The organism is Rhodanobacter sp. C05, assembly GCF_002001165.1.
Lineage (GTDB): Bacteria > Pseudomonadota > Gammaproteobacteria > Xanthomonadales > Rhodanobacteraceae > Rhodanobacter.
Map to the genome: position 1 here is coordinate 272,859 of NZ_MUNQ01000005.1, position 21,821 is coordinate 294,679.

General features: G+C 56.8%; 15 protein-coding genes, 1 tRNA gene and 1 pseudogene. 4 read left to right on the forward strand and 13 right to left on the reverse strand.

What is annotated here, in order from left to right; genetic code table 11:
• Positions 1-42: 42 nt before the first annotated feature.
• Both B0E51_RS01205 and B0E51_RS01210 read right to left on the reverse strand, forming a co-directional pair.
• Positions 43-1,080, reverse strand: coding sequence for an asparagine synthetase A (locus tag B0E51_RS01205; protein ID WP_217333049.1), 1,038 nt, complete (start codon positions 1,078-1,080; stop codon positions 43-45).
• A 219-nt stretch (positions 1,081-1,299) separates the two neighbouring features.
• Complete coding sequence (locus tag B0E51_RS01210; protein ID WP_168172540.1) at positions 1,300-1,689, reverse strand: HIT domain-containing protein; 390 nt, start codon at positions 1,687-1,689, stop codon at positions 1,300-1,302.
• Positions 1,690-2,355: 666 nt separating this feature from the next.
• Between B0E51_RS01210 and B0E51_RS01215 the strand changes: the two genes are divergently transcribed.
• From B0E51_RS01215 to nadC, 3 genes are all read left to right on the forward strand, one after another.
• Complete coding sequence (locus B0E51_RS01215; protein ID WP_077443000.1) at positions 2,356-3,522, forward strand: endonuclease/exonuclease/phosphatase family protein; 1,167 nt, start codon at positions 2,356-2,358, stop codon at positions 3,520-3,522.
• A 350-nt stretch (positions 3,523-3,872) separates the two neighbouring features.
• Complete coding sequence (locus B0E51_RS01220; protein ID WP_077443001.1) at positions 3,873-5,576, forward strand: NAD+ synthase; 1,704 nt, start codon at positions 3,873-3,875, stop codon at positions 5,574-5,576.
• Between the two features lie 13 nt (positions 5,577-5,589).
• Positions 5,590-6,459 carry a carboxylating nicotinate-nucleotide diphosphorylase gene (gene nadC, locus B0E51_RS01225; RefSeq protein WP_077443002.1) on the forward strand — a complete coding sequence of 290 codons (870 nt, stop codon included), beginning with the start codon at positions 5,590-5,592 and terminating at the stop codon, positions 6,457-6,459.
• Positions 6,460-6,503: 44 nt separating this feature from the next.
• Here the strand turns inward: nadC and B0E51_RS01230 are convergent, their stop codons facing one another.
• The 10 genes and pseudogenes from B0E51_RS01230 to B0E51_RS01285 form a co-directional block, all read right to left on the reverse strand.
• Positions 6,504-7,190: an HAD family hydrolase gene (locus tag B0E51_RS01230; RefSeq protein ID WP_168172541.1), complete on the reverse strand. Its 687-nt coding sequence runs from the start codon at positions 7,188-7,190 to the stop codon at positions 6,504-6,506.
• A 1-nt stretch (position 7,191) separates the two neighbouring features.
• Positions 7,192-8,526, reverse strand: a complete 1,335-nt coding sequence (locus B0E51_RS01235; RefSeq protein ID WP_168172542.1) for a coproporphyrinogen-III oxidase family protein — start codon at positions 8,524-8,526, stop codon at positions 7,192-7,194.
• Positions 8,527-9,253: 727 nt separating this feature from the next.
• Positions 9,254-10,255, reverse strand: coding sequence for a beta-ribofuranosylaminobenzene 5'-phosphate synthase family protein (locus B0E51_RS01245; RefSeq protein WP_168172543.1), 1,002 nt, complete (start codon positions 10,253-10,255; stop codon positions 9,254-9,256).
• Positions 10,256-10,259: 4 nt separating this feature from the next.
• Positions 10,260-11,552, reverse strand: coding sequence for a TrpB-like pyridoxal phosphate-dependent enzyme (locus tag B0E51_RS01250; protein WP_077443007.1), 1,293 nt, complete (start codon positions 11,550-11,552; stop codon positions 10,260-10,262).
• 876 nt (positions 11,553-12,428) lie between these two features.
• A complete protein-coding gene (locus B0E51_RS01260; protein WP_168172545.1) occupies positions 12,429-13,409 on the reverse strand; it encodes a S66 peptidase family protein in 981 nt (326 codons plus the stop codon).
• A gap of 59 nt (positions 13,410-13,468) precedes the next feature.
• Positions 13,469-14,794: a hypothetical protein gene (locus tag B0E51_RS01265; RefSeq protein ID WP_077443009.1), complete on the reverse strand. Its 1,326-nt coding sequence runs from the start codon at positions 14,792-14,794 to the stop codon at positions 13,469-13,471.
• A gap of 247 nt (positions 14,795-15,041) precedes the next feature.
• Positions 15,042-15,449: pseudogene (locus tag B0E51_RS01270) on the reverse strand (IS3 family transposase); the annotation flags it as partial.
• A 399-nt stretch (positions 15,450-15,848) separates the two neighbouring features.
• Positions 15,849-16,094, reverse strand: a complete 246-nt coding sequence (locus B0E51_RS01275; RefSeq protein ID WP_077443010.1) for a hypothetical protein — start codon at positions 16,092-16,094, stop codon at positions 15,849-15,851.
• Positions 16,095-16,532: 438 nt separating this feature from the next.
• Positions 16,533-16,609 (reverse strand) — tRNA-Arg (locus tag B0E51_RS01280).
• 302 nt (positions 16,610-16,911) lie between these two features.
• Complete coding sequence (locus B0E51_RS01285) at positions 16,912-18,810, reverse strand: M61 family metallopeptidase (protein ID WP_077443275.1); 1,899 nt, start codon at positions 18,808-18,810, stop codon at positions 16,912-16,914.
• 266 nt (positions 18,811-19,076) lie between these two features.
• Here B0E51_RS01285 and B0E51_RS01290 point away from each other — a divergent pair, with 266 nt between their 5' ends.
• Entirely contained in the window at positions 19,077-20,144 is a 1,068-nt protein-coding gene (locus tag B0E51_RS01290) for a GGDEF domain-containing protein (protein WP_077443011.1), read from the forward strand.
• 24 nt (positions 20,145-20,168) lie between these two features.
• Here the strand turns inward: B0E51_RS01290 and B0E51_RS01295 are convergent, their stop codons facing one another.
• Complete coding sequence (locus B0E51_RS01295) at positions 20,169-21,677, reverse strand: amino acid permease (protein WP_077443012.1); 1,509 nt, start codon at positions 21,675-21,677, stop codon at positions 20,169-20,171.
• Between the last annotated feature and the right edge of the window lie 144 nt (positions 21,678-21,821).

The window sequence follows — 21,821 nt, forward strand, 5'->3', positions numbered from 1 at the left end:
GATTACCTCACGACGGTTACGTTGACAGATTCAGGAAACAACTCAGGGAATGATGTTTCTGCCATTTGCTCTTGGAAGCAGTTGCAGGTCACGGATGTCACCGTGATCGAGAACCCAGAGCAGGAATCTCTCGACACCCATGCCGAACCCCGCCGTCTTCATCGGATAGTGCTTCTTCATATCCAGGTACCACTGGTACGGATCCGCGGCAACATCGTGCTGCGCCAGCGCCCTTCTTACTTCCGCCTCGGACTCATGGCGTTCGCCGAGCCCTATCACTTCTCCGAAGCCTAGGAGGAAGTCCGCATTGCAGGCAGTGTAGCCGTCCTCGTCGGCGTAGGCTTGGTAGAACGGCACAGATAGGTGGTCCCAATGCGTTACCCAGAGCGGGCTTTGGAAATGCTGGATCAGTGCAAGTTCACCGGGCCTCGTGAGCGTGCGCCACTTGCCATTGTCCTTGATGTGCTCTGGATTGTGCCCAAGGATGCTATCCGCCTGTTCAAAAGTGATCCTTGGATACGTCTCGATGGCGAGGACAGCGTCCAAGTGTTCACAGGTTCCTACCAATTGTTCCAAGTCCGAACGACAGTGACTGAGGACGTCGCGTACCACATGCCGAAAGTACTCGTCGGCCACGTCCATCGCATCTACCAGATCGCCTTGTAGTTCGACTTCGCTGTGGTAGAACTGAGACAGGTGCGTAGTGTCCGTATCCTCGCCGCGAAACGACGGCATCAGATAGAAGCAACCCGCTTCGTTAAAGCGACACCCGTACTCGAGCATGAACTGCATCGAGTCTGCCAGGTAAGTGGGTTGCCCGAATAAATCGACGGAAACCGGGAGCGAGTCACTGCCAAGGCCCATCGGGCTGGACACCGCGTTTGTCGTGATCGGCAGGTGGAGCGTCTGGCAGTGCTTTTTTTCCCAGAACGCGAATGTCGAAATCGAGGTGCGATGCTGTAGCTTGATCAGGAGTCGATACAACGGGTCGCTAATGATGGAGATAAAGCGATTCGGATGGTCCCACGTTACCGGCTTAACATGGCTACGCGCAGTCGCGACTTCAGACTCTTGATACATATGCGTCAATTCCCTGTGGCGTGGTTTGTATGCTCGCTAGACAGTGCTGACTCTGAGAATACTCATGTACAAGACGGCAGCGGAACTGGAACGTGCCGTGGGGAGCAAGCGGGCCAGCCGGATAACTCTCTGTTCGATTGCTCGATGAGCAAATTCTCTCGATCGGGATCGACGCCATCGCTCTTGTCAGTGCGCTCGCCAAACTTCATCGGCCTGGCCTTAGCCTGCAGTGACCGAGAGCGCTTCAAGTATTCGCGAACGGGATGCTGCGTCGGCTCTCGGCAGGGCTGTAGAATCTGTGTATTGATATGCAGCGTCCTTGTATCTGGGCACGAGTTCAGCAAGTGCTCGGGGTTCGAGCTGCCCGGCAAGCTGCCCCGTAGCCCACCAGACGTTCAAGCCATCGGGATCGAATGCCGCTTCTATTCTGCGTGCCATCGCAGGGATAAGACGGGCGAGTGCTCCCATCTCCGTTTCCGTCAGCTCCATGACGCAGCGTGCGTTGCTGCGCGGGACGATGATGACGGAACCCGGCACACGGACGAATTCGGGAACCAAAGCGACGAGGCCGGCGTCCTCCGCAACGACGTAACTGTCTTTCAGCCACAAGTCGGCAGGATCCGCCGTACTTGTCGGGAATACTATCGATTCCAATACTGCTCCTCCTTGTAGCGGAATAAAGTGCGGCGATCACAGCCAGAGCAACGCGCAGTCCCCAGCGTACAACGATGCTACAACGACCGGCGATCCACAATAGGCTAGCGAGGGTGTCGGGTTAACTCGCCTGTCCGGCTGCCGATGGCAACCGTCGGGATAGCCGATGGTCCCGGCGATGTATTCGATTGTGGGCAGCGTCAAACGATGGCGGACCGACCTCGCCTTCCTTGCGTACCCGTCGCTGGACGGCTGCGCGTGGCATGAGGTTTACTTCGCGTGACGCGGGCCGACGATCGCACGTGAGTGTCGGCAGTCTCGAGCGCAATGGCAGTGAATGTAGATCCATACAAGGAAGATCAGAAATGCCACCTTTAAAGAGCGGCCAGCTGTCCGGAGATGGGAAGCCATCGTTTGACACCGATCATTTCGCTTCCCCACGAAGCCCCAGCCTGTCGAGGCGACGACTATGGAACGTTACCGGCCGGGGACGACGCGCGCCGCATCTTGCCTGTGAGTTAGCCGAACCGGTCCAGCCTGGTACGGGTATCAGAGGGGTCCGGCCCCGCGAGGAAAATCTTTCAGGGGGAGCTGCCAGTGACACATGATCATACATTCCGAATGCTTCATTACTACCTGACAAATCTTGACAGCGTCAAGATCTGCAACGACGCAAAGCAGATACGGACTGCAGCTGAAATAATCAAGAAGTACAAAGTCGACATATTGTCTCTGAATGGGATTCAGTACGACTTCGAGAATGTTCCAACCAAGTGCTTCAAGACGACTGGCTTGAACCTTGGCAAGCTACTCGAAAAGTGGAACTTGAGTTTTGAAGATCACTTCTTCACGCCTTCCAACCTGGGAATGGGAGCGAAGCCAGGAGCCGATGGTTGTTACTCTATCAACACCTACGGGCCGGAGGCGCTGGCTCACGCTGACGATCTGAACTTTGCAACGGTACCCGGTCAGCTCTCAACAGGCGCGGCGTTCAATTACAGAGTTTTGGATCGGAAGGTCTATACGGACCTTATATGGAAAGCATTCAATTCAGGGGTGGATTTGAGCCCCTTTAAAACCCCCGGTGGGGCTGACTTTCCTGAAAATATGAAATTGTTCGACAAAAGCTTCTCCGATATAACGCTGGACGTTGAGGAGAAGAAGCTCCATCTCATCCTCTTGCACACCACGCCCTCCCACCACTTCGGAAACCCAAGATCTATCAACGGCTTCAGGAATGCCGAGCAGTTGAGGTTCCTGGAGTGGTACGTATCAGGCAGCACGGAGTACGGGGTCGACATTGCCGGCACGTCCCCGTTGCCGGCGGGGAGCTACTATATAATCGCTGGCGATCTCAACGTCGACATTAACAATCGGGATTGTGAAGGAAGCCATGTTCTGAAGAGAATCATGGAAAAGTCGCGTTCGTGGATGAGTGCCGACGACATTACCTTTACGAATGAAGCGCCTCACTTCGCACCAGATCCGTTGCGCTTGGTTCTCGATTATATAATTGTTTCGAAGAATATCGAGGTTCTTCAGGGAAAGGTGATCTATCCGGACTTTACAAGGGACGACCGAGGCTGTGCGCAAAAGCCAACTGCGTCTGCGCAGGGAAAGTGTGTGGTCACCTACAAGCTACACGAAACGGACTTGGTTGGTGAGCAGACGCGGCATTCCGGACGAGAGGACGATAGAGATTATTATGCAGTAGTCGATGATGAGTATCTCCTGTTCAAAGAGACGAGCCATCATTACCCTATATTTGGGGAATTCAGACTGAAATGACCGTTGGCGTTCCGGCTGACGCCACCGCTGTAATCGAAGCTTTTCCGGGGCTTGTCAGATGGATTGGCGTCGTTGCGCCGTACGGTTATCTGGAGGGGCAGGCCGACGTACGCCGCCTGCACGACCTAGAATCCGAGCACAGCAAGCAAGTGGATGTACGCGGAATGGAGTCGACAGCGCCAACGCGGATGCCTTGCCAAAAATTTCGGCCATGCAGGAGGTATGCTTGTCCATAGCTGAGCGGCACTCCGCCGCCCCCCCCTTGGTTAACTTCCAACGAAAATACCTGGTCAGTTCTCGACGATTTGCAACGCTCACCGAAGACTGGTCTGACGAGAGGTCTAAGCGGAATGCTCGTATCGATTGCACAGCTCAACCTTCACGTTGGAAATATTGAATCCAATACGCGCAAGATAATTAGTTGCATCACTAAAGCCCGCGAAGACTCTGCCGACCTCATTGTATTTCCGGAGATGGCGATTACAGGCTACCCGCCTGAAGACCTGCTATTGAGGCCAGCGTTCCTGGACCAGGCGAATCGCGCGCTGGCACAAATTGCCAATCACGCAGTGCGCATCGGCGTCGTGATTGGCCATACGCGAGTCAGGGAAGGGCAGCTGTTCAATAGCCTGAGTTACCTTCGCGACGGTGAGGTTCAAGAAACGTACGACAAGAAGCACCTGCCAAATTATGGTGTATTTGACGAGAAACGTTACTTCGCCCCCGGAAGTGAAACCAAGACAATAGTCCTCGGGCCCATGCCGATAGCCTTGTGCATCTGCGAAGATTTATGGGAGCCGGAGCATGCACGCTCAGCGCGCGACGCGGGTGCAAAGTTGCTGATAAGTGTGAATGCATCCCCTTTTCGGACGAATGTTTCCGAACAACGGAAAGAGCTTCTGAGGACGCGAGCGGTAGAGACGGGCTTGGCCATCCTTTACGTCAATCTCGTTGGCGGACAGGATGAGCTCGTATTCGACGGGGGATCAATGGTCGTCGATGACCATGGTCTACCTGTTTTCCAAGCGCCCGACTTCGAGGAGGGTCAGTACCTCATCGAGATCTCTGAATCGGTTGATGGTTTGAAATTCCACTCAAGAACGGAGTCTGCTGAAAAGCGGTCGACCCTGAGTAGTATCTATAGATGTCTCACCTTGGGAGTCAGAGACTATGTTCGAAAGAGTGGATTTGAAGGTGTGATCGTAGGCCTGTCGGGGGGAATAGATTCCGCTTTGACTACGGCTATCGCGGTTGACGCCCTTGGCACCGAGAACGTCAGTGTTCTTCTCATGCCTTCACGCTATACCGCAGACATGAGCACCCTGGATGCGATAGCTATGGCGGAAACACTTGGGGTTCCTCATCACATTATTCCGATCGAGAAACCCTTCGCAGCGTTCACCGACGCGCTGTCAACGTTGTTCATGGGTCTACCTGTGGACACGACTGAGGAGAGCATTCAGGCCAGGTGTCGCGGGGTGTTGTTGATGGCGATTTCGAATAAAACAGGCAAGCTGCTCCTTACAACCAGCAACAAGAGCGAGATGGCGGTGGGTGCTGCGGCGATATATGGCGATATGGCCGGCGGCTTTGCACCCTTGAAAGATGTTTCAAAAACGCTTGTGTACGAGCTCGCGTGCTGGCGGAACTCGAAAGATCAGATAATTCCGCAACGAATGATTGACCGCCTGCCCAGCGCCGAGCTCAGGCCCAATCAGCTGGATTCGGACTCGAGGCCGCCCTACGACATACTGGACCCGATCATCGAGAGGTATGTCGAGTTGGACCAAAGCGCAGAAGACATTGTCGGCGAAGGTTTCTCGGCCGAGGTCGTTGGCAACGTTATTTCCAAGATTTACCGGAACGAATTCAAACGACGCCAGGGCGCTCCGGGGGTGAAGATTACCGAGCGCGCATTTGGTCGGGAGCGGCGCTACCCTATTGCATCCGGTTTCAGGGAATGTATTCCGGAGATCACTGTAGCTAAGATCACGGACGTTTCAATAGAGGTCGAGCCTGGCATGGCGGTCGATCACGCGACAAATCTGACCTGATATAGGAAAAGTAATGGCGATCCCTGCTCAGATCGATTCTCAATGGCTGATAGCAACGATCGAAACGGCGCTCCGTGAGGATATTGGATCGGGCGACCTCACAACCGAGGCGACCGTCGACGATAGCCAACAGGCACATGCGCGTATTGTGTCGAAAGAGGCCGGTACCATCTGCGGTGGCTGGGTAGCGGAACAGGTATTCAAACTCGTAGACCCCCAGCTTGAAATCCAGACTCTCCGCGAGGACGGGGAGCGAGTCGCTCCGGGCGATACGATCATTGAGCTTCGCGGCCGAGCCCGCAGCATTGTCACCGGGGAACGTGTTGCGCTGAATTTCCTGCAGAGGATGAGCGGGATCGCAACACACACACGGAAGATCTGCGATATCGTTTCGCACTGCGATGTGCAAATTCTGGACACCCGAAAGACCGCACCAGGGCTTCGTGCGCTGGATAAATACTCGGTGACGAAGGGCGGCGGATGCAACCACCGATCCGGCCTTTATGACATGGCGCTCATCAAGGAGAACCACGTGGCCCTCGCCGGCGGCATCAGCAACGCGGTCCGACGGGTAAAGGAACGGATGCACGATGTTGGCAGGTCGATTCGCATTGAGGTCGAGGTCGAAACGAAGGGCGAGTTTCTAGATGCGGTCCGTAGCGGGGCCGATTACATCATGCTGGACAACTTCTCGGAGGTCGACGTTGAAGAGGCGGTACAGCTGATCAGAAAGCTCGGCGCTGAGCTGCAGTTGGAGGCATCGGGCAACATCACCTCCGAAAACGTTCTTGGCTATGCAAGTACAGGCGTGCACCGCATCTCAATGGGTAGCCTTACGCACTCTGTGACCGCGTTCGACCTCAGTTTGAGAATTGATACATAGCGTCGCCACCCGTGCAGCAGCCGGAGATGTTTCTTTAGGGATATTCAGGCTGGATCCCTGCGCGCTGACGTCGATCCCGAAAGCGCCGCTCGCAAGCCGCCCAGATCAGGGATGACGGCGAGCGGCTCGTAGCTGGACAGCACTTGCGGCGAGGTTTTGCCTGAACTGACCGCGATGCAGTCGATATGACCGTTCTTTGCTGTCAAGATGTCTAGGTAGTGGTCACCAATCATGACAAACTCGTCGCGCGGGTAGTCCTTCCATTTTTCAAAGATTCTCGATAGGCCTTCGGGATCGGGTTTGCCTCGAACCTCGTCGCCGCAGACGATCGAATCAAAGCAGTCCAGTAGGCTATGCGCCTCCAATGTTCGGGCCACTCTGGCTCTGTATTTTCCGGTCAGGAGAGCCAGATGGAATCCTTCGCTCGCTAGTTCCGGCAGAAGGGTAGGCACAGGGGGAATCGGTACCGTCTTCTCTACCATGTACAGATCAGCAAATCGAAGAAACTGCTGTTCTATTCCATCGATCTCAGCTTTGGACAAAGCGGCACTCAACGATGGAATGGCACGCGGAAGCGGAAGACCGATTGTCTCTCGTATCGATGCGTCGTCCGGGATCTCTTTGTTGAACTCGGCAAAAGCGCGCTTCATGCATTCGACGACGCCTGCCGACGTGTTAAACAGGGTGTAATCGAAGTCGAAAATCAAAACCCTATATCGGGATGTGCTCACCTCACAGATCCCTTTCGAGTATGAGTGTGCCGTCCTTCTTTCGTCCCAGTGGCTGCAAGGATCCCTTTCTTGACGGCGAATAGAACAGCTTACTGATGCCGTTGATGTGGAAGATGCCGCGCGCAGTCAATCGAATCTCACGTGCGCTCTGCTCTAGCAGACCCTGGTCCTCGAGCCATTTCAACTTATCGCCAAAGACCGATTCAACCCGTTCTCCATACTGACCGAAGAATCTTTCCTTCAGGAAAGGAAACATTCTCAGACCGAATATCATCGTGCGCTCCATGCGCTCCTGCCGGGTCAACGTCAGGCCCGTGTTAACGGTATCCTCCCCACGCTGGATCTTCTTTACGTACTCGGCGGTATCGTATGTGTGGATGAAGAATGAGCCTCGAAAGTACGAAGTTGCGCCTGGACCGATGCCGATCCACTCTCCATCTTGCCATTGCAAGAACGTGTTGACGCAGGTGTTGGCGCGGCGGTCGACGAAGTCGAAAACGTTGTACTGCTCGTAGCCACGTTGCTTGAATTCAGCTTGAGCGGAAACGAGCTGGCGGAACTCATCGTCTTCGGTCGGTAAGCTTAGCTTTTGTTTGACAAAGGCGTTGTGAAACTCAGTCTTTGGCCGAACCCAAAGCGGGTAAAGAGACACCTGGTTAACGCCGAGTTCGTGTGCGATGCGAATCGAGTCGATGAGCTCCTCGGTGCTCTGCGAAGGATTGCGGTAAATGAGGTCGATATTCAAGATCGGAATGCTCGAGGCCTTCGCCAATCTGAGGGCTTCGATATTCTCCTCGAGAGTGACCCCTCGACCGAGAATCTCAAGCAACCTCGGTTCAAAGGACTGCACTCCGAGACTCAGTCTGGTCGTCCCCGCCTTGGCAAGAGCGTCAACCTTCTCTGAATCAAGGGATATCGGGTTGCCCTCTATCGAGATCTCGGCGCCGTCGACAAAGTCGAACTCGGCGCGAAAAAACTTGATCAGATCGTAAAGCTCTTCCGCGTTGAGGAAGGAGGGCGTCCCACCTCCCATATACAGGCTGTCGATACGCACATTCTCGTGCCACCCCAGCTTCTTGCAGTGAAGAGCATGATCCTTGAGTGCACGAATGTACGTGCGAACGGTTTCACGCGTCGAAGCGTCGTTCCTGTTCTTTATCTGCACGTTGTAGTTGCAGAATGAACACTTTTTATCGCAGTACGGTATGTGAACATATAGCCCGGTGGAGAAGGGCTTGATGGGCGTGGCCCGCTGTACATCTTCCTCCCCGAAGGCTTCGAGGGCGGTCGGGTACCAGCGCACGTAATCACGTTCAACAGTATCGAGGTTTAGCACGATTTCCCTCCGATGCATCCGTTCTGTAAGGACGTCCAGCAGATTGCTGTGTGAGAACACTGAACTAAGAGCGTTTCATCAACCGTAGCAAGATTTCTCGATAATGATGTCGCGTACAGGCTCGGGCACAAGAAAGCGTGGATCGACACCCGCCTTTATCGTTTGCCGGAGAGCAGTAGCCGAGATTTCCAACGGCGTTACCGATGCAACGAAAATATGCCCGGACCTGGATGTTCGCAAAGCATCAGGGGTACAGACACCACGTTCTTGCAACAAGTCGTACGCTGCCCCCGACCGAGGCAGATCACTGCCGGGCCGGTGCGCGACGACAATATGCACGAGATCCAGGATCTCCCGCCAGCGATGCCACTTTTCTATGCGTGCGAACGAGTCTGTTCCTGATAGAAAGCATAAAGAGGCCAAGGGATGTTCACTTCGTATCTCAGCGAGAACATCGTATGTGTAGACCGGCAGTTCTCTTGAAAACGCGCGATCGTCCGCTTTGAAAGTCGGGTGGCACGACACCGCAGCTCTTACCATGTCCAGACGTAACGTCCCACCGACCGATGGCGCCTCGCGCAATGCGTGTGTCGGCCAGGGCAGGAATCGAACTTCGCTTAGGGAGCCAATTTGTGAGATTTCAAGCGCAGTCCGCAAATGTCCGCAGTGGATAGGGTCGAAAGTCCCTCCAAACAGTCCGATAGCTTCCATACGTTGATGTCACTCCCTATGAGCGGACTCGTTGTGTCAGGTTCGCGCCTTGGTTTGCTCCGTCGGTGACATACAAATCACCCGGTGCCACAGAGCGCAGGCCGTCAACCAGCCTGGATCGCACGTGTTCCCGGTCTGGAAACTCCGTCTTGCAGTAGAAGCCGAAAAGTGCCGGACCGGTCGAGGACAACCCCACGCCCCGGATGCCAAGCCGCACCAGCGACTCCGCGACGTCCTTTAGCCCTTCCAGATCGCTCCTGCCCCAGTGTCTTGCCTTCCAACCCACGTTCTGAAGCCGTGTGACGCTGTTGCAGAAGCTGTCGAGATCCATCTCGACAACTGCCGGCATAGCTTCCATCAAGAGCGAATGACAGACCTGTGCTACTTCTTCGCTTGCGATAGGCGTGTTGCGCTCCATGAATGACCGCTCTTCTTCGCCTGAAAGACCTCGAAAGCCGTCAGGAATAAACACCACAACCCCCCAATTGCTTGGAAACGCACTATGAAAGAGCAGCGGTGGGAGCTTTCCTGGATCTGCAAAGCTACTGGGCTTAAACGCGGGGCGTGATGATTCGATGCGACGACCGCCGTCAACAATGAATCCGCCATTATGAAACGTGTGAACCCCGATTCCAGACGTACGCCCTCTCGTTGAATAGAACGCAGTCTCTTCCACGGACACCTGTTTATCGCAAAACCGGCCCAGTAAAGCCAACAATGCAAGCTGCCACTGAGTGCCTGACCCTAGACCAGCGTGCCGAGGGATCGAGCTCAATACTTCGAGTCGCAAATTCATATCCGGCAGCCCGAGCTTGCTGGCCGCATACTCAAGTTCGCGCCGAATGTAAGAGTATTCGTCCGGTTCGGTTCCTACGATCGTTAGTTCAGGCGCCGCGGCGATTCGCAAATGAAGACGCGGATGATCCACCGCAAAGCCGACACTTCCATTGATACGGCTCAACCCGCCGGACATATCGATCAGATCGATATGAATCCTCGCTGGCGTACTAATTTCCATAACGCTACTCAAGCGACAACTCGTCCGCATATCCCTTGAGGTCCAGGTAGCCGTTACCTGAGAGGCACACTACGATCACATCTCCCGCGTTCGCGTTGGAAGCGATGTCTAGTGCAACCCTGATCGCATGGGCGCTCTCAGGCGCCGGCAGAATGCCTTCTGTCTTGAGCAATATCTGGCCGGCCTCAAACACTCTTGGTTGCGAAACGGTCTGCGTTTCAACGATCTTGTTTTTGACTAACGCCGACAATACTGGCGTTTTGCCATGATAGCGCAGTCCTCCAGAGTGAATTTTAGGAGGTTGGAAATCATGACCCAACGTATACATTGAGATGCGCGGCGTAAACTTGCCGTAGTCAGCCCAGTCATAACGATAGTCGCCGCTTGACAAGGTCGCAATATTATCCGGCTCGCAGGCCACGAACTTCATCTTTGATCCGGTTACCTTTTCTTTGACAAACGGACCGATGAAACCGGCGAAGTTGCTCCCTCCGCCTACACATCCGACGAGATGAGTCGGACGCCGTGAAAGCGCTTCAAGCTGCATCTTTGTCTCGATACCAATGACCGTCTGATGCAACACCGCGTAATAAGACATGCATCCGAGAGCAAGTCGATGGTCTGGGGAAGAGCGCACTAGCTCGATGGCCTCGCTCATTCCGATACCCAAGCTACCAGGCTGATTCGGATCTTCTTTGAGCAGATCGCGACCGATCTGAGTCAGAGTGCTCGGCGAAGGATAAACTTCTGCGCCTGTCATGCGCATCATGTAGCGCCGATACGGCTTGTCATCATAACTCTTCCGAGTCATGAATATTTTCGTCGCCAAGTCAAACCTGCTAGAAGCCATTGACAGCGCGGATCCCCACTGCCCTGCTCCCGTATCGGTGACCAGAGTGGAAACTCCCTCGTCGTTCTTCGCATAGAATGCCTGCGGCAGAGCCGTATTTAGCTTATGGCTGCCTGCGGGATTCTGATCTTCTCGTTTCAGATAGATTTCAGCTTTGGTACCGGTATACTTTTCGAGCGCATGTGCGCGATACAACTGAGTCGGTCGGTACTGCGAATAGGCTTCAAGTATCGGTTGCGGTATATCGATCCAAGGGTTGGATGCATATTCGCCCTGGAGGAATTCAATTCTCAGCGCTTCCGACGACCATAACCAATTGAACTCTTCAACGGTTGCGGGGCGGTCCTCGACTGGATGCAGCGGCTTCGGAATCTCGAAATCGAGTTCGGGGATAACGTTGTACCAACTTTTCGGCAGAAATGATGACACCGACTGGTCCGTATTCATGAGACTCCCTTTGCAGATTTGCCAATGGATTATTAGATACGTTCTGGTAGATGGAAAAGTACCAACATTTTAGTTAGACGCAGCCCCGTTCGTATTTGTAATGTACGGCGATGCTGCATTCTTGGGCAACCAAGCGAACATAACCGCGGCGCCCAATCTTCGGCTCGTCACGAGCGCGGCACGTCCGTTCAACCGATTTGCCATTGCTGTGCCTTCCAGAGCTGTGCCTTCCAGGTTGTGTGCGTAATCGGTTCTATTGCGCGAAGCCCCCGCTCATCGCAATGTCCTGCAACTTCGTTCATCACATGGATCGAAACACGCAGCGCTTCGCGACGAAGAATATTTGCGATTAGGACGCCTTCCAATTTTCACGATACAACGACTACTCAGTTGCCTGCAAGTCAGTTAATTCCCGCCGTAAGAACATGGGCCATGCATTCGCTGTAGCTTTATCGACTTCCAGACAAAAAGCAACGGCGAAAATGGGAAACTTTGCGCGACTGTTGCGGAGAAGCCAGACGGGGCGAAGGTCATGGAAACGTGCGAATCGCGGACGCGACACACGGCGGAGCACGCGAGTGCGTGTTGCTGAGTTTCGAAGCGATGCCGATGCCCGCGTCGCTCTTTCAAGGCGTGGATCACATGCTCCACCATGCCACTCTGCTGCGGGCAGTGCGGCGTGATGGATTCCTGCTGCAAACCGTAGCTGCGTACGAGCCGCGTGTAGTGACGACTGGTGAAGACCAGGCCATTGTCGGGACGCAGAAGAAACGAGGCACGCAAGCGACCAGCGTCCCGAATCGTGCGATCAGCGCCCGAACCAAGGCCAACGCATAAGCATCTGTCTGGTTGTCGGATACATTATTGCAACCGGCATTAGACAGCATGAATCATCAATTCCGATCTGTTTTTGCCGCATGTAATCGTCCCGACGAGACCGAACGGGATGGTGAGGGCGGGCTCGGTGTGCCCAAAATCAACATCGATCACCACGGGAACATCTTGGCTCGGGAAAACGTCGAGTAGAATGGATTCCACAAGGTCAACGCCATCGACGGTTAACTCTGGCGATCTGCCCAGCAAAACAGCCCGAACGTCGTCCAGCAGTCCTGCATCCCTCATATGAACGAGTGCGCGATGGAACCGCGGTGGGTGCGCCTCCGCTCCCGTCGCCTCAAGGAAAAGCAAAGACTGCCGGAAGCTCGGAAGGTAGGGCGTGCCGATCAACATGTTCAACGTCTCGACGTTACCTCCCACAAGCTGTCCAGTGGCAGTGCCGCTTCTGAGTGCGCGCCACGATGTAGGTCGCTTGATTAGCTCGTGAATGCTTTCCGGTGGATTACCATCCCAAGGAATTCTCGGATCTACCCATTCGCTAGACGGCCGCGACAACCACGACCCGCCGCTCAGAGTAATGGCATTCATGAAACTCTGGCGCGTGAACGGCATAGGGCCACGAGGATCTCCCCACTGAGGCATCAAAGCGGGCCCCATTAGCACGACCTGATTGGTCATAGCCTTTATGGCAAGCAATAATGCAGTCGCATCGCTGTAGCCACAGATATGTTTGGGCGAAGCGCGAAGAATATCCCAGTCAATGTACTTGAGAACGGCGTTGGTAGTGAACCCACCTATGCTGCATAAGATAAGTGCCACGTCGGCGCGTTTGAAATACCCATGAAGCTCGTTGGCCGCCGCCTGTGGACTGAGGGCGCGGTAAGAGTTAAATGGCTGATCGGGAACAGTGCACAACACGCCGCCGCCTAAGTCCTCTGCAAGGTGCAGGATCCCGGTGGATAGCCTGTTCCCATGTATGACAGCAGCGTTGCCGGACGGGTTGACAATGCCGGCTTTCATACCTCGCCGCCACGGGGCGGGGACGACAGGACGTCTAAAGCTTGTACGGAAAGACTCATTCATACTAAAAGGGCGCGCTTGGTGGCGTCGACTCTCTTGATAAATGCCACTGACAGCAATCCTACGGCAATGTGCCCGAACGCGATGAACGCAAAGACGTAATTCGGCCCGCCCAATGTGCGCCCGACAAATGCTAAGGGCACCACTATCCCAAAGGCTCTTACCACACTCCAAAGAAGCGCGTAACCTGTATAGCCGCGTAGATTGAGCATGACCGAAAGAAGGAAGAAGATTCCTTGGAAACCGCAGCTAATTGAAATTGCAATCATCGCAAATGTCGCCGACGTCGCAATCGTCACGGGTGCGATGAGCCGGAAGGCGAGAAATGAACCCAGCGATATTGCCAATACCGCTGCGAGCAGCGATGAAGACAACATAACCTGCACGGTTCTCGATGAAACTGGATTAATTTCGCTGGCTGATCCGGTCGAGTACCTGCTCTTCAGCGCTGGGGTGGTGACCGCAACAAAGCCCATTTGTAGCGCAAGCAGGAGCTGCTCGTATCGATCAACAAGTCCGAGCACGGCGAGGCCATCGCGACCGGTCTGAGCAAATATCCTGGTTATGGTCGAGAGGTACAGAATGTTGATCAAGTTAGTAGCGAAGACCGGAATAGCGACTCGCGCGAAGACTCTTAGCTCTCTCCCAACCTCTTCGCTCGATGAAACGCCCTTATGCGCCTTTCGCATGACGATAAATAGGGCGGATCCAAACGAAATGAAACTGAATAGCACCGTCGAGTATGCGGCTGCTTCAATGGCGCGCAAGGGATAGCCAAAGACAGGCTGCCCAATGAACATGGTGGAGGCTGACGCTGAGATGGCAACGGAGGCCAAAGTGATCATGCTTGCGGTCCGTATCAGCCCTAGTGTGCGTAGGATCGAGAAACTCGCTGACGATACCAATAGCATGGGCACGCTCCACAGCCAAATATTACAATATTCGACGACAAACGGCGCTATGGAATCAGCCCCAAGCAGTACCAGGAACATGGGTAGGCATAATCGAAAGACGCCTGCCGCAATGATGCCAACCGCAAAATACATCGCCATGAAGCGCTTCATTGCGGTCGCGTCGACGCAACCGTTTCGAACGAGGTTGTCACGTGTGAACGTGGCCGATGTGGCAATATAAAACGCTTGGCTAAGGCTGGTGAAAATGAGCATCGCTGGAAATGCAAACGCGAACGCAGCCATTTCGCCACCGCTGGAGCGGCCGACCAACACAACGTCCCACGCCATTTTGAGGTGCGCCGCTAATCCGGTGGACGCCGTAAGCAACCCCAAGGACCAGATCTCCCGGTGCGAATAGTCATCCGCCGACATATCGCATCATATGATCACACGCCATTTGCCATCCCGCCCGCCCCTCATTCAAAACCGATGCATAAAGAAAGTACATTCCCCGGCGATCAGGTTTAGAGATAAAAACCGTTGGCAAGATGTAACCACCCGCAAGAGTGGGTCGTGACGTATAAAAGCCAAGGTTTGATGTGACATAATCTATCTCAAATTGATTCGTTCAGCGTTCCGTGGACACTCAGAAGCCGCTTTGCGCATAGTGCCTTTCAAACTATACCGGTGACACGTCGCCATAGGAACCATGCCGGCGTTTCGGGTTGTAGAACATCTCGATGTAATCAAACACGTCGGCTCGCGCGTCGGCGTGGGTCGCATAGATTCTTCGCTTGATCCGTTCGCGTTTGAGCAATTGAAAGCAGCTCTCAGCTACGGCGTTGTCGTGGTAGTTGCCGCGCCGGCTCATGCTGCAGTCGATGCCGTGCCCTTCAAGGAAAGCTTGACATTCCTAACGGGTAAATTAACTGCCCTAGTCCGAGTGCAAGATCAAGCCGGGCTTTGGCTTGCGTCGCCAGACAGCGGCGAGCAGCGCCTGCAGCACCACGTCCGTGTGCTGCGTGGATCGCATCGCCCATCCCACCACCTGGCGCGAAAACAGATCGAGTACGACCGGAAGGAACAACCTGGATGGGCGGGGCGGTTAGATATCCAACCAGCATCAGTGCATGCTGCACATTGCAATCCCAGACGGGTGTCGTCTTGACTTGGTTCATGAGGTTCTTCAGAAGATGAGGATCTCTTCCGGTTCCGATGACGCCAACATGAATTTGTTTGATCATGCCCTCTCCCTAGTATCCAGTGCCGTACGGACTGATTTCCTGTCCGACGGGCCGATCGTAGCTCGCCGTCCCTGTATATGTCATCACCCACGGCGCTAGCCGCAAACAGCTCCGGGGCGTCACATTCCTGACACCAAGCCCGCTTGCTGTCCGACCTATGGCGACGATCCGCTGGACTCGTGCTGGAATGCGATGGCATGGGGCGGTCTCTAGACTGAAGAAAGTGAACACTTTCTAGATCGTCATAAAACACGCGCCAAAACACCTTTCGCCACCTCGATCGCATCATCGGCCGCTTCGGCCCCGCAGTCGTCGCCATCGCGGTGCTCCGCGTGGTGGAGGGATGTGCGCTCGTTCTCTGCGAACGGTAGTACCGCGCGCAGCGAGGTGACGAGCTGGTTGATGAGTGCTTGCTGCGGGGTAGCGGTTATGGTGGCGCTCCGTTGGTAATGGAAACGCCTCGCCACTGCCCGCCGAATCAGCAACAAGGATGCTCGACGCCCCTGATTTTGAGTAGCACGACGGTTGGAGTCCGATGTCACCAGACCCGAACACATCTGGCCTGCGCGCATAGCTAGTAGTTTACCTCGCTCTCGGAACGCTGACCCCAAGACGGACGCTTGCGACCGACAGCAACGGGTCGACAAGCGACCTTCAATCGGATGAAGCTGGCTGGTAGCGTTGGTCAAGTTGGCCGGCGAACGTGGCCAACTGTTGACAAAGATTTGGTCACTGAACTAGCAATCCGCATCTAACGACCGCTGAGTTGCGAGCGTCCGGTACCGAGAGATCTCAAGCCGCACCAGCCACGTATAGAGGCTGCCCCGAGATCTTTAGCGAAGTGGCGTGCAGTCTTTTACTCATATTGGGAGGACGTCACGGAAGCACTTTGCCCCAAATGCGGCACAAATCTGTCACAGGGAAAATGGTGCGCCCGGCGGGATTCGAACCCACGACCCTTGCCTTCGGAGGGCAATACTCTATCCAGCTGAGCTACGGGCGCATTCTGTAATGACTTCTTCCTGCTCACCGTCCGATCTTGAGTAAAGGACGATGTGACACTTGATCCATCCCTCGAAGCCCCTGAGTAGTGCCTTCGGAGGGCAGTACTCTATCCAGCTGAGCTACGGGCGCATGTATGGCCGCGCGGTGCACGGCGAAGGTCGGCACCACGGGGGCGCAGTATAGCGGAGTTGCCTGGGCACGTGGACGGACCGTAGGCCGTAGCCGTGCAGCTTTGCAACGGCAGCGCGCCTTATCCCATCCGTGCTCCCGGATGACCCGGGAGCACGGCACGGACCTGCCTCAGCGGGCCTTGAGCAGATCGGCCAGTGTGTCGGGCTTGCTCGTGTCGCGGACCAGATGCGGGTATTTCAGGCCACCGTGGTAGTCGATACGTATGGTCTTGTACTGGTCGAAATCCTTCACCAGCAATTCGATGCTCTGGCTGTTGTCCTTCGCTGCCGCGGTGACGGCATCCTTGAGTGCGTCGGCGTCGTAGTCGTGGCCGTTGACGGCGATCACGGTCATGCTCGGCGAGATGCCGGCCTTGAACGCCGGACCGTCCCACAGCACGTCGCCAATCGCACCATCCTTGCCGACCGAGAGACCGAGCGAATAGGTGAGGTCGGCGAAATGACGGCGTGCTTCCACTGCCTTTACCGCGGGAGAAGGTTGGTCGGTGTAAACCAGCTTCCAGCCGTGGCCATCGATGCCACCGATCAGCGGGCCGTGCCCGTCCAGACGGCTGCGCAGATAGCTGGTCCAGTCGAACGGCTCGATGCCGTTGAGCGTCTTCACCACGTCGTCGAAGGTATACGTGTTGGTGACAAAGCTGCCGTTGTCCATGCCGAAGAAGGCCTTGCCGAAATCGTCGATGGAATGCTTGCCCTTGCTCAGTTCGCGCAACTTGGCATCGACATCGAGCCAGATCATCTGGCCGGCGGAGTAGTAGTCCTCGCTGCCCTGATAGTTGCGATACGGCAACGGCGCGCGCTGGGCGATGATCGGATCGTTGGTGGTGTCCTGGATGTTGCGCCAGCTGGCCAGGCCCGGGCGACCTCGATCGTAGGTGGCGGCGACGAAGGCGAGCATGTCGCGGGCCTGATCTTCGGTCCACAGGCCCGAACGGGCAGCCATCACATAGCCCCAGAACTGGGTCTGACCCTCGTACACCCACAGCAGCGAATCCTGCATCGCCACATTGAAATTCGGCGTCCACAGGTCGGCCGGACGACGGTACTTGCCGTCCCACGAGTGGTTGAATTCGTGCGGCAGCAGGTCGCGCATCACGGCGTTCTTGTCCCACTCGGTGAAGTAGTTGGTGCCGACGCCATCCTCGCTGGAGCGGTGATGTTCCAGACCGTTGCCACTCATCTTGTCGCTGAGCGAGAACAGGAAATCGTAATGGTCGTAGTGATGCGCGCCGTACATCTTGTACATCTGCTGCACCAGGTTCTGGTGCGCCTTCAGCTGCGCCGGAGTGATCTCAAGGTACTTCGGCGCATCCGCCACGATGTCCATGTGCACCGGCGTCTTCGCGCCAGGATCCAGGTCGACGCGCTTGAAATACTTGCCGGCGTAGATCGGCGAATCGACCAGGTCGTTGTATGCGATCGGCTTGAAGTTCACCGTGTCGCCATCATGCGATGCCACTTCCAGCGCGCTGCCGAACTGCCAGCCGGTGGGAAACTTCACGCTGGCTTCGGTCATGATGCGCCGGCTGTAATAGCCGGCCGGATACACCGTGTTCGCGTTCCACTGCAGGTTGAGCATCTCCGGCGTCATCACCACGCGGCCCTCACGGGTGCTCTGCGGCGACAGGAACTGGAAATCCACCTCGACGCTGCTGGCACCCTGCGGTACTTCGACATGGAACGCGTAGACGTTCAAGGTATCGCGTTGCCATGGCAGCACCTTGCCGTTGGCGCTCACCACCAGTCCGGCCAGCTTGTCGATCGGGCCGGTCGGCGAATGGTTGCCCGGCAGCCACTGCGGATACAGCAGGGTCAGCGGACCCGGCTGCGCCGGCACCACCTCGTGCACGCGGAAGATGCGATGGGCCACGTCGGTAGCATCCACGCTGATCTTCAAGGTGCCCTGATACGGCACATCCTGCGGCGCCGGGACATCCGCCAATGCAACGAAACTGGCCAGTCCGAAGGCGGTGGCGGCAAGGGCGGAAGCGAGACGGGTGACTTTCAAAAGCATTCTCCAACGGGGCATGAAGGTGGATCAGGATCTGTCAGCCTGGCTGCCAAACCCGCCAGGCACAGGAAAACCGCGCTGTGAAGCTGTCATGGCACGGATTCAAGGCGTCGATGCTAGACCTCTGCCGCCGCGCTTAACCCATGCCGAAGGTCATGATCGCGTGCCAACGCCAGCCATCCTGATCACCGCTCCGCGGTCATGGCATCCATCTTGCTGCATCCATGCTGATATCACTTTGCTCCTCCATCATCGGTAGACACATGCTCGCCTTGTTCGCCAAAAACCCGCACGCCGCCGATCCGGAACAGCATCGCGAGTACACCCGCTATCTGGCACAGCAGATGGCACCGATGATCCATGCGCTGATGCTGGTAGCCATGCTGGGTTATGCGGCGGCGGCCACGGCGGGTGCGCTGCTGGGTAGCTCGCCCGTGCCATTGGCGATGCGGCTGGCGCCGATCCTGCCATTGCTGCTGGTGGCCGCAGCGACACGGCGCGTGCAGCAGCCGCGCATGCTCAGTGTACTCACCCTGTCGTGCGTGCTGCTGCTGGAAATCGGCATCAACCTCAACGGCATCGGCCGCGCGCCGGGGCAACCCTGGATCATGCCGGGCCTGCTGCTGCCGGTAACGTCATCGGTGATCTGGCTCGAAACCTGGGACTTCGGCATCGCGATGGCGCTTTGCGCGCTCGGGCCACTGCCCATGCTGCTGTTGCGCACCGATGGCATGCACTTGGTGCAATACCTCGTCTATATGGCGATTGCCGTTTCACTGGCGGCGGTGCTGCGCGCATTCATGGCACGCACCTTGTTCGAACAGTTCCGGCTGGAACGCCAGCTGCGCGAGAAGGCCAATACCGACGATCTGACGGGCCTGCTGCAGCGCAATCGCTTCCTCGAACTGGCACGGCTTGCCCTTTGCGATATCTGCCGGCAGCAGAAGCCGGTGTGCATGCTGTTCCTGGACGCCGACCACTTCAAGCAGCTCAATGACGATCACGGCCATGCCGCCGGCGATGCAGCACTCGTCGCCCTGGCCGAAACCCTGCGCGCGCAGACACGCCAGACCGATCTGATCGGCCGCATCGGCGGCGAGGAATTTGCGTTGCTGCTGCCGGGACTCGACTTGCGGCAGGCCTCTCAGCGGGCCGAGCAGCTGCGGCTGGCCGTGCACTCGATCCCGCGTCCGGATGGCATGCTGACCGTCAGCATCGGCATCGCCGAATGCAGCCATCCCGCCGAGGCGGTCGAGAGCCTGCTGGCGCGTGCCGATCAGGCGATGCGACGTGCCAAGCGGAACGGGCGCGACCGCATCGTCAGCGCCTGATCGAAGCCGGCTCGAACAACCCCCTTAACTGCCAGACTGCCCCAGCTTGCTGCGGCGGATGCCGTAGCCGAAATAGATCAGACAGCCGAACAACATCCAGTACACGAAGCGCTCGTAGGTCACCCACGGCAGCCCGTAGATCAGCACCGCCGAGAACACGATGCCGAGCGGCGCGGTGAACCACACCGCTGGCGTGCGGAAGTTTCGCTGAAGTTCCGGGCGGCGTATCCGCAGCAGCATGATCGAGCCGCAGATGATGATGAAGGCGCTCAGCGTGCCGATATTCACCAGCTCGGCCACTTCCCCGATCGGCAGCAGGCCGGCGACGAGTGCCGTAAACAACCCGAGGATAATGGTCGGCCGAGCCGGTGTGCCGAAGCGCGGGCTGACTTTCGCGAACCAGCCCGGCAGCAGGCCATCGCGTGCCAGCGCGAACCAGATCCGCGCGGCGCCCAGCATGAAGGCGAACAGCACACTGGTGACGCCGATCACGGCAGCCACCGCGATGATGATGCTGAGCCAGTGCAGGCCGATCGATTCGAACGCATCGGATACCGAGGCATCGCCGCCGAGATGGCTGTACGGCGTGATGCCGGTGAGCACCAGCGACACCGCGATATACAGCACCATCGCGATCGCCAGCGACAACAGCACCGCGCGCGGCAGGTCGCGCTGCGGATGCTTGGCCTCCTCCGCCGCCGTGGTCAGCGTGTCGTAACCGAACACCGCGAAGAACACCACGCTGGCGCCGGTCAGCACGCCCTGCCAGCCGAAGTGGCCGAGCCCGGTGGTGGCATCGACTACGCGTGCGGGAATGAACGGATGCCAGTTCGCGGTGTTGATGTAGAACACGCCCACCAGCACCACCAGCAGCACGCCGATCACCTTGATCGTCACCACGGCCGTGTTGAAGCGCGCGCCCCATTCGGTACGCACGGTCAGCAGCACCGCCACCGCCACCGAGACGCCGGCGGCGATCACGTTGAAACGATGGCCATCGCTCGGCGCAGCGATCGCGGTCGCGCCATGCGCGCCGAAAACCTGCTGCAGGTAGTACTGCATGGTCTGCGCGCTCATGCTCTGCTGCGCCCATTCCGGCAGATGCACGCCGGCGGAGTTCAGCAGCACCTGCACATAGCCGGACCAGCCGATCGCCACCACGGCGACCACCAGCGCGTATTCCAGCAGCAGATCCCAGCCGATGATCCAGGCGACGAACTCGCCGAGTACCGCATAGCCGTAGGTGTACGCGCTGCCCGTGACCGGGATCAGCCCGGCGAACTCGGCGTAGCACAGAGCCGCGCAGGCGCTGCCCAGTCCCGCGATGATGAAGCTGAGCGCTACCGCCGGCCCGGCGTTAGTCGCCGCCTGCTGGCCGGCCAGCACGAAGATGCCGACGCCAATGATGCCGCCGATGCCGATCGCGGTGAGCTGCCACAGCCCCAGCACACGGCGGAAATCGCCACGCGAACCCACCTCCGCCTGCAACTGCTCGACCGACTTGTGCCGCACCAATTTGCTGAAGAAACTCATCGCCTGACCCTGAGGAAGCAAGCGGCGATCATAGCGAATGCGCCGGGACACGCGCAGCGCAGTGCAGCAAGCAGCATTGATATCTACCGTTGCAATAGCTCAGGGGAATCTCGAAAACTCCCCATCCGTCATTCCGGCGAACCC

Excerpts from the sequence above, each read along its gene's own strand:
- B0E51_RS01205 (WP_217333049.1), bottom strand. The coding sequence starts at position 1,080 with ATGTATCAAGAGTCTGAAGTCGCGACTGCGCGTAGCCATGTTAAGCCG.
- B0E51_RS01215 (WP_077443000.1), top strand. The coding sequence starts at position 2,356 with ATGCTTCATTACTACCTGACAAATCTTGACAGCGTCAAGATCTGCAAC.
- B0E51_RS01220 (WP_077443001.1), top strand. The coding sequence starts at position 3,873 with ATGCTCGTATCGATTGCACAGCTCAACCTTCACGTTGGAAATATTGAA.
- nadC (WP_077443002.1), top strand. The coding sequence starts at position 5,590 with ATGGCGATCCCTGCTCAGATCGATTCTCAATGGCTGATAGCAACGATC.
- B0E51_RS01245 (WP_168172543.1), bottom strand. The coding sequence starts at position 10,255 with ATGGAAATTAGTACGCCAGCGAGGATTCATATCGATCTGATCGATATG.
- B0E51_RS01250 (WP_077443007.1), bottom strand. The coding sequence starts at position 11,552 with ATGAATACGGACCAGTCGGTGTCATCATTTCTGCCGAAAAGTTGGTAC.
- B0E51_RS01260 (WP_168172545.1), bottom strand. The coding sequence starts at position 13,409 with ATGAAAGCCGGCATTGTCAACCCGTCCGGCAACGCTGCTGTCATACAT.
- B0E51_RS01265 (WP_077443009.1), bottom strand. The coding sequence starts at position 14,794 with ATGTCGGCGGATGACTATTCGCACCGGGAGATCTGGTCCTTGGGGTTG.
- B0E51_RS01290 (WP_077443011.1), top strand. The coding sequence starts at position 19,077 with ATGCTCGCCTTGTTCGCCAAAAACCCGCACGCCGCCGATCCGGAACAG.
- B0E51_RS01295 (WP_077443012.1), bottom strand. The coding sequence starts at position 21,677 with ATGAGTTTCTTCAGCAAATTGGTGCGGCACAAGTCGGTCGAGCAGTTG.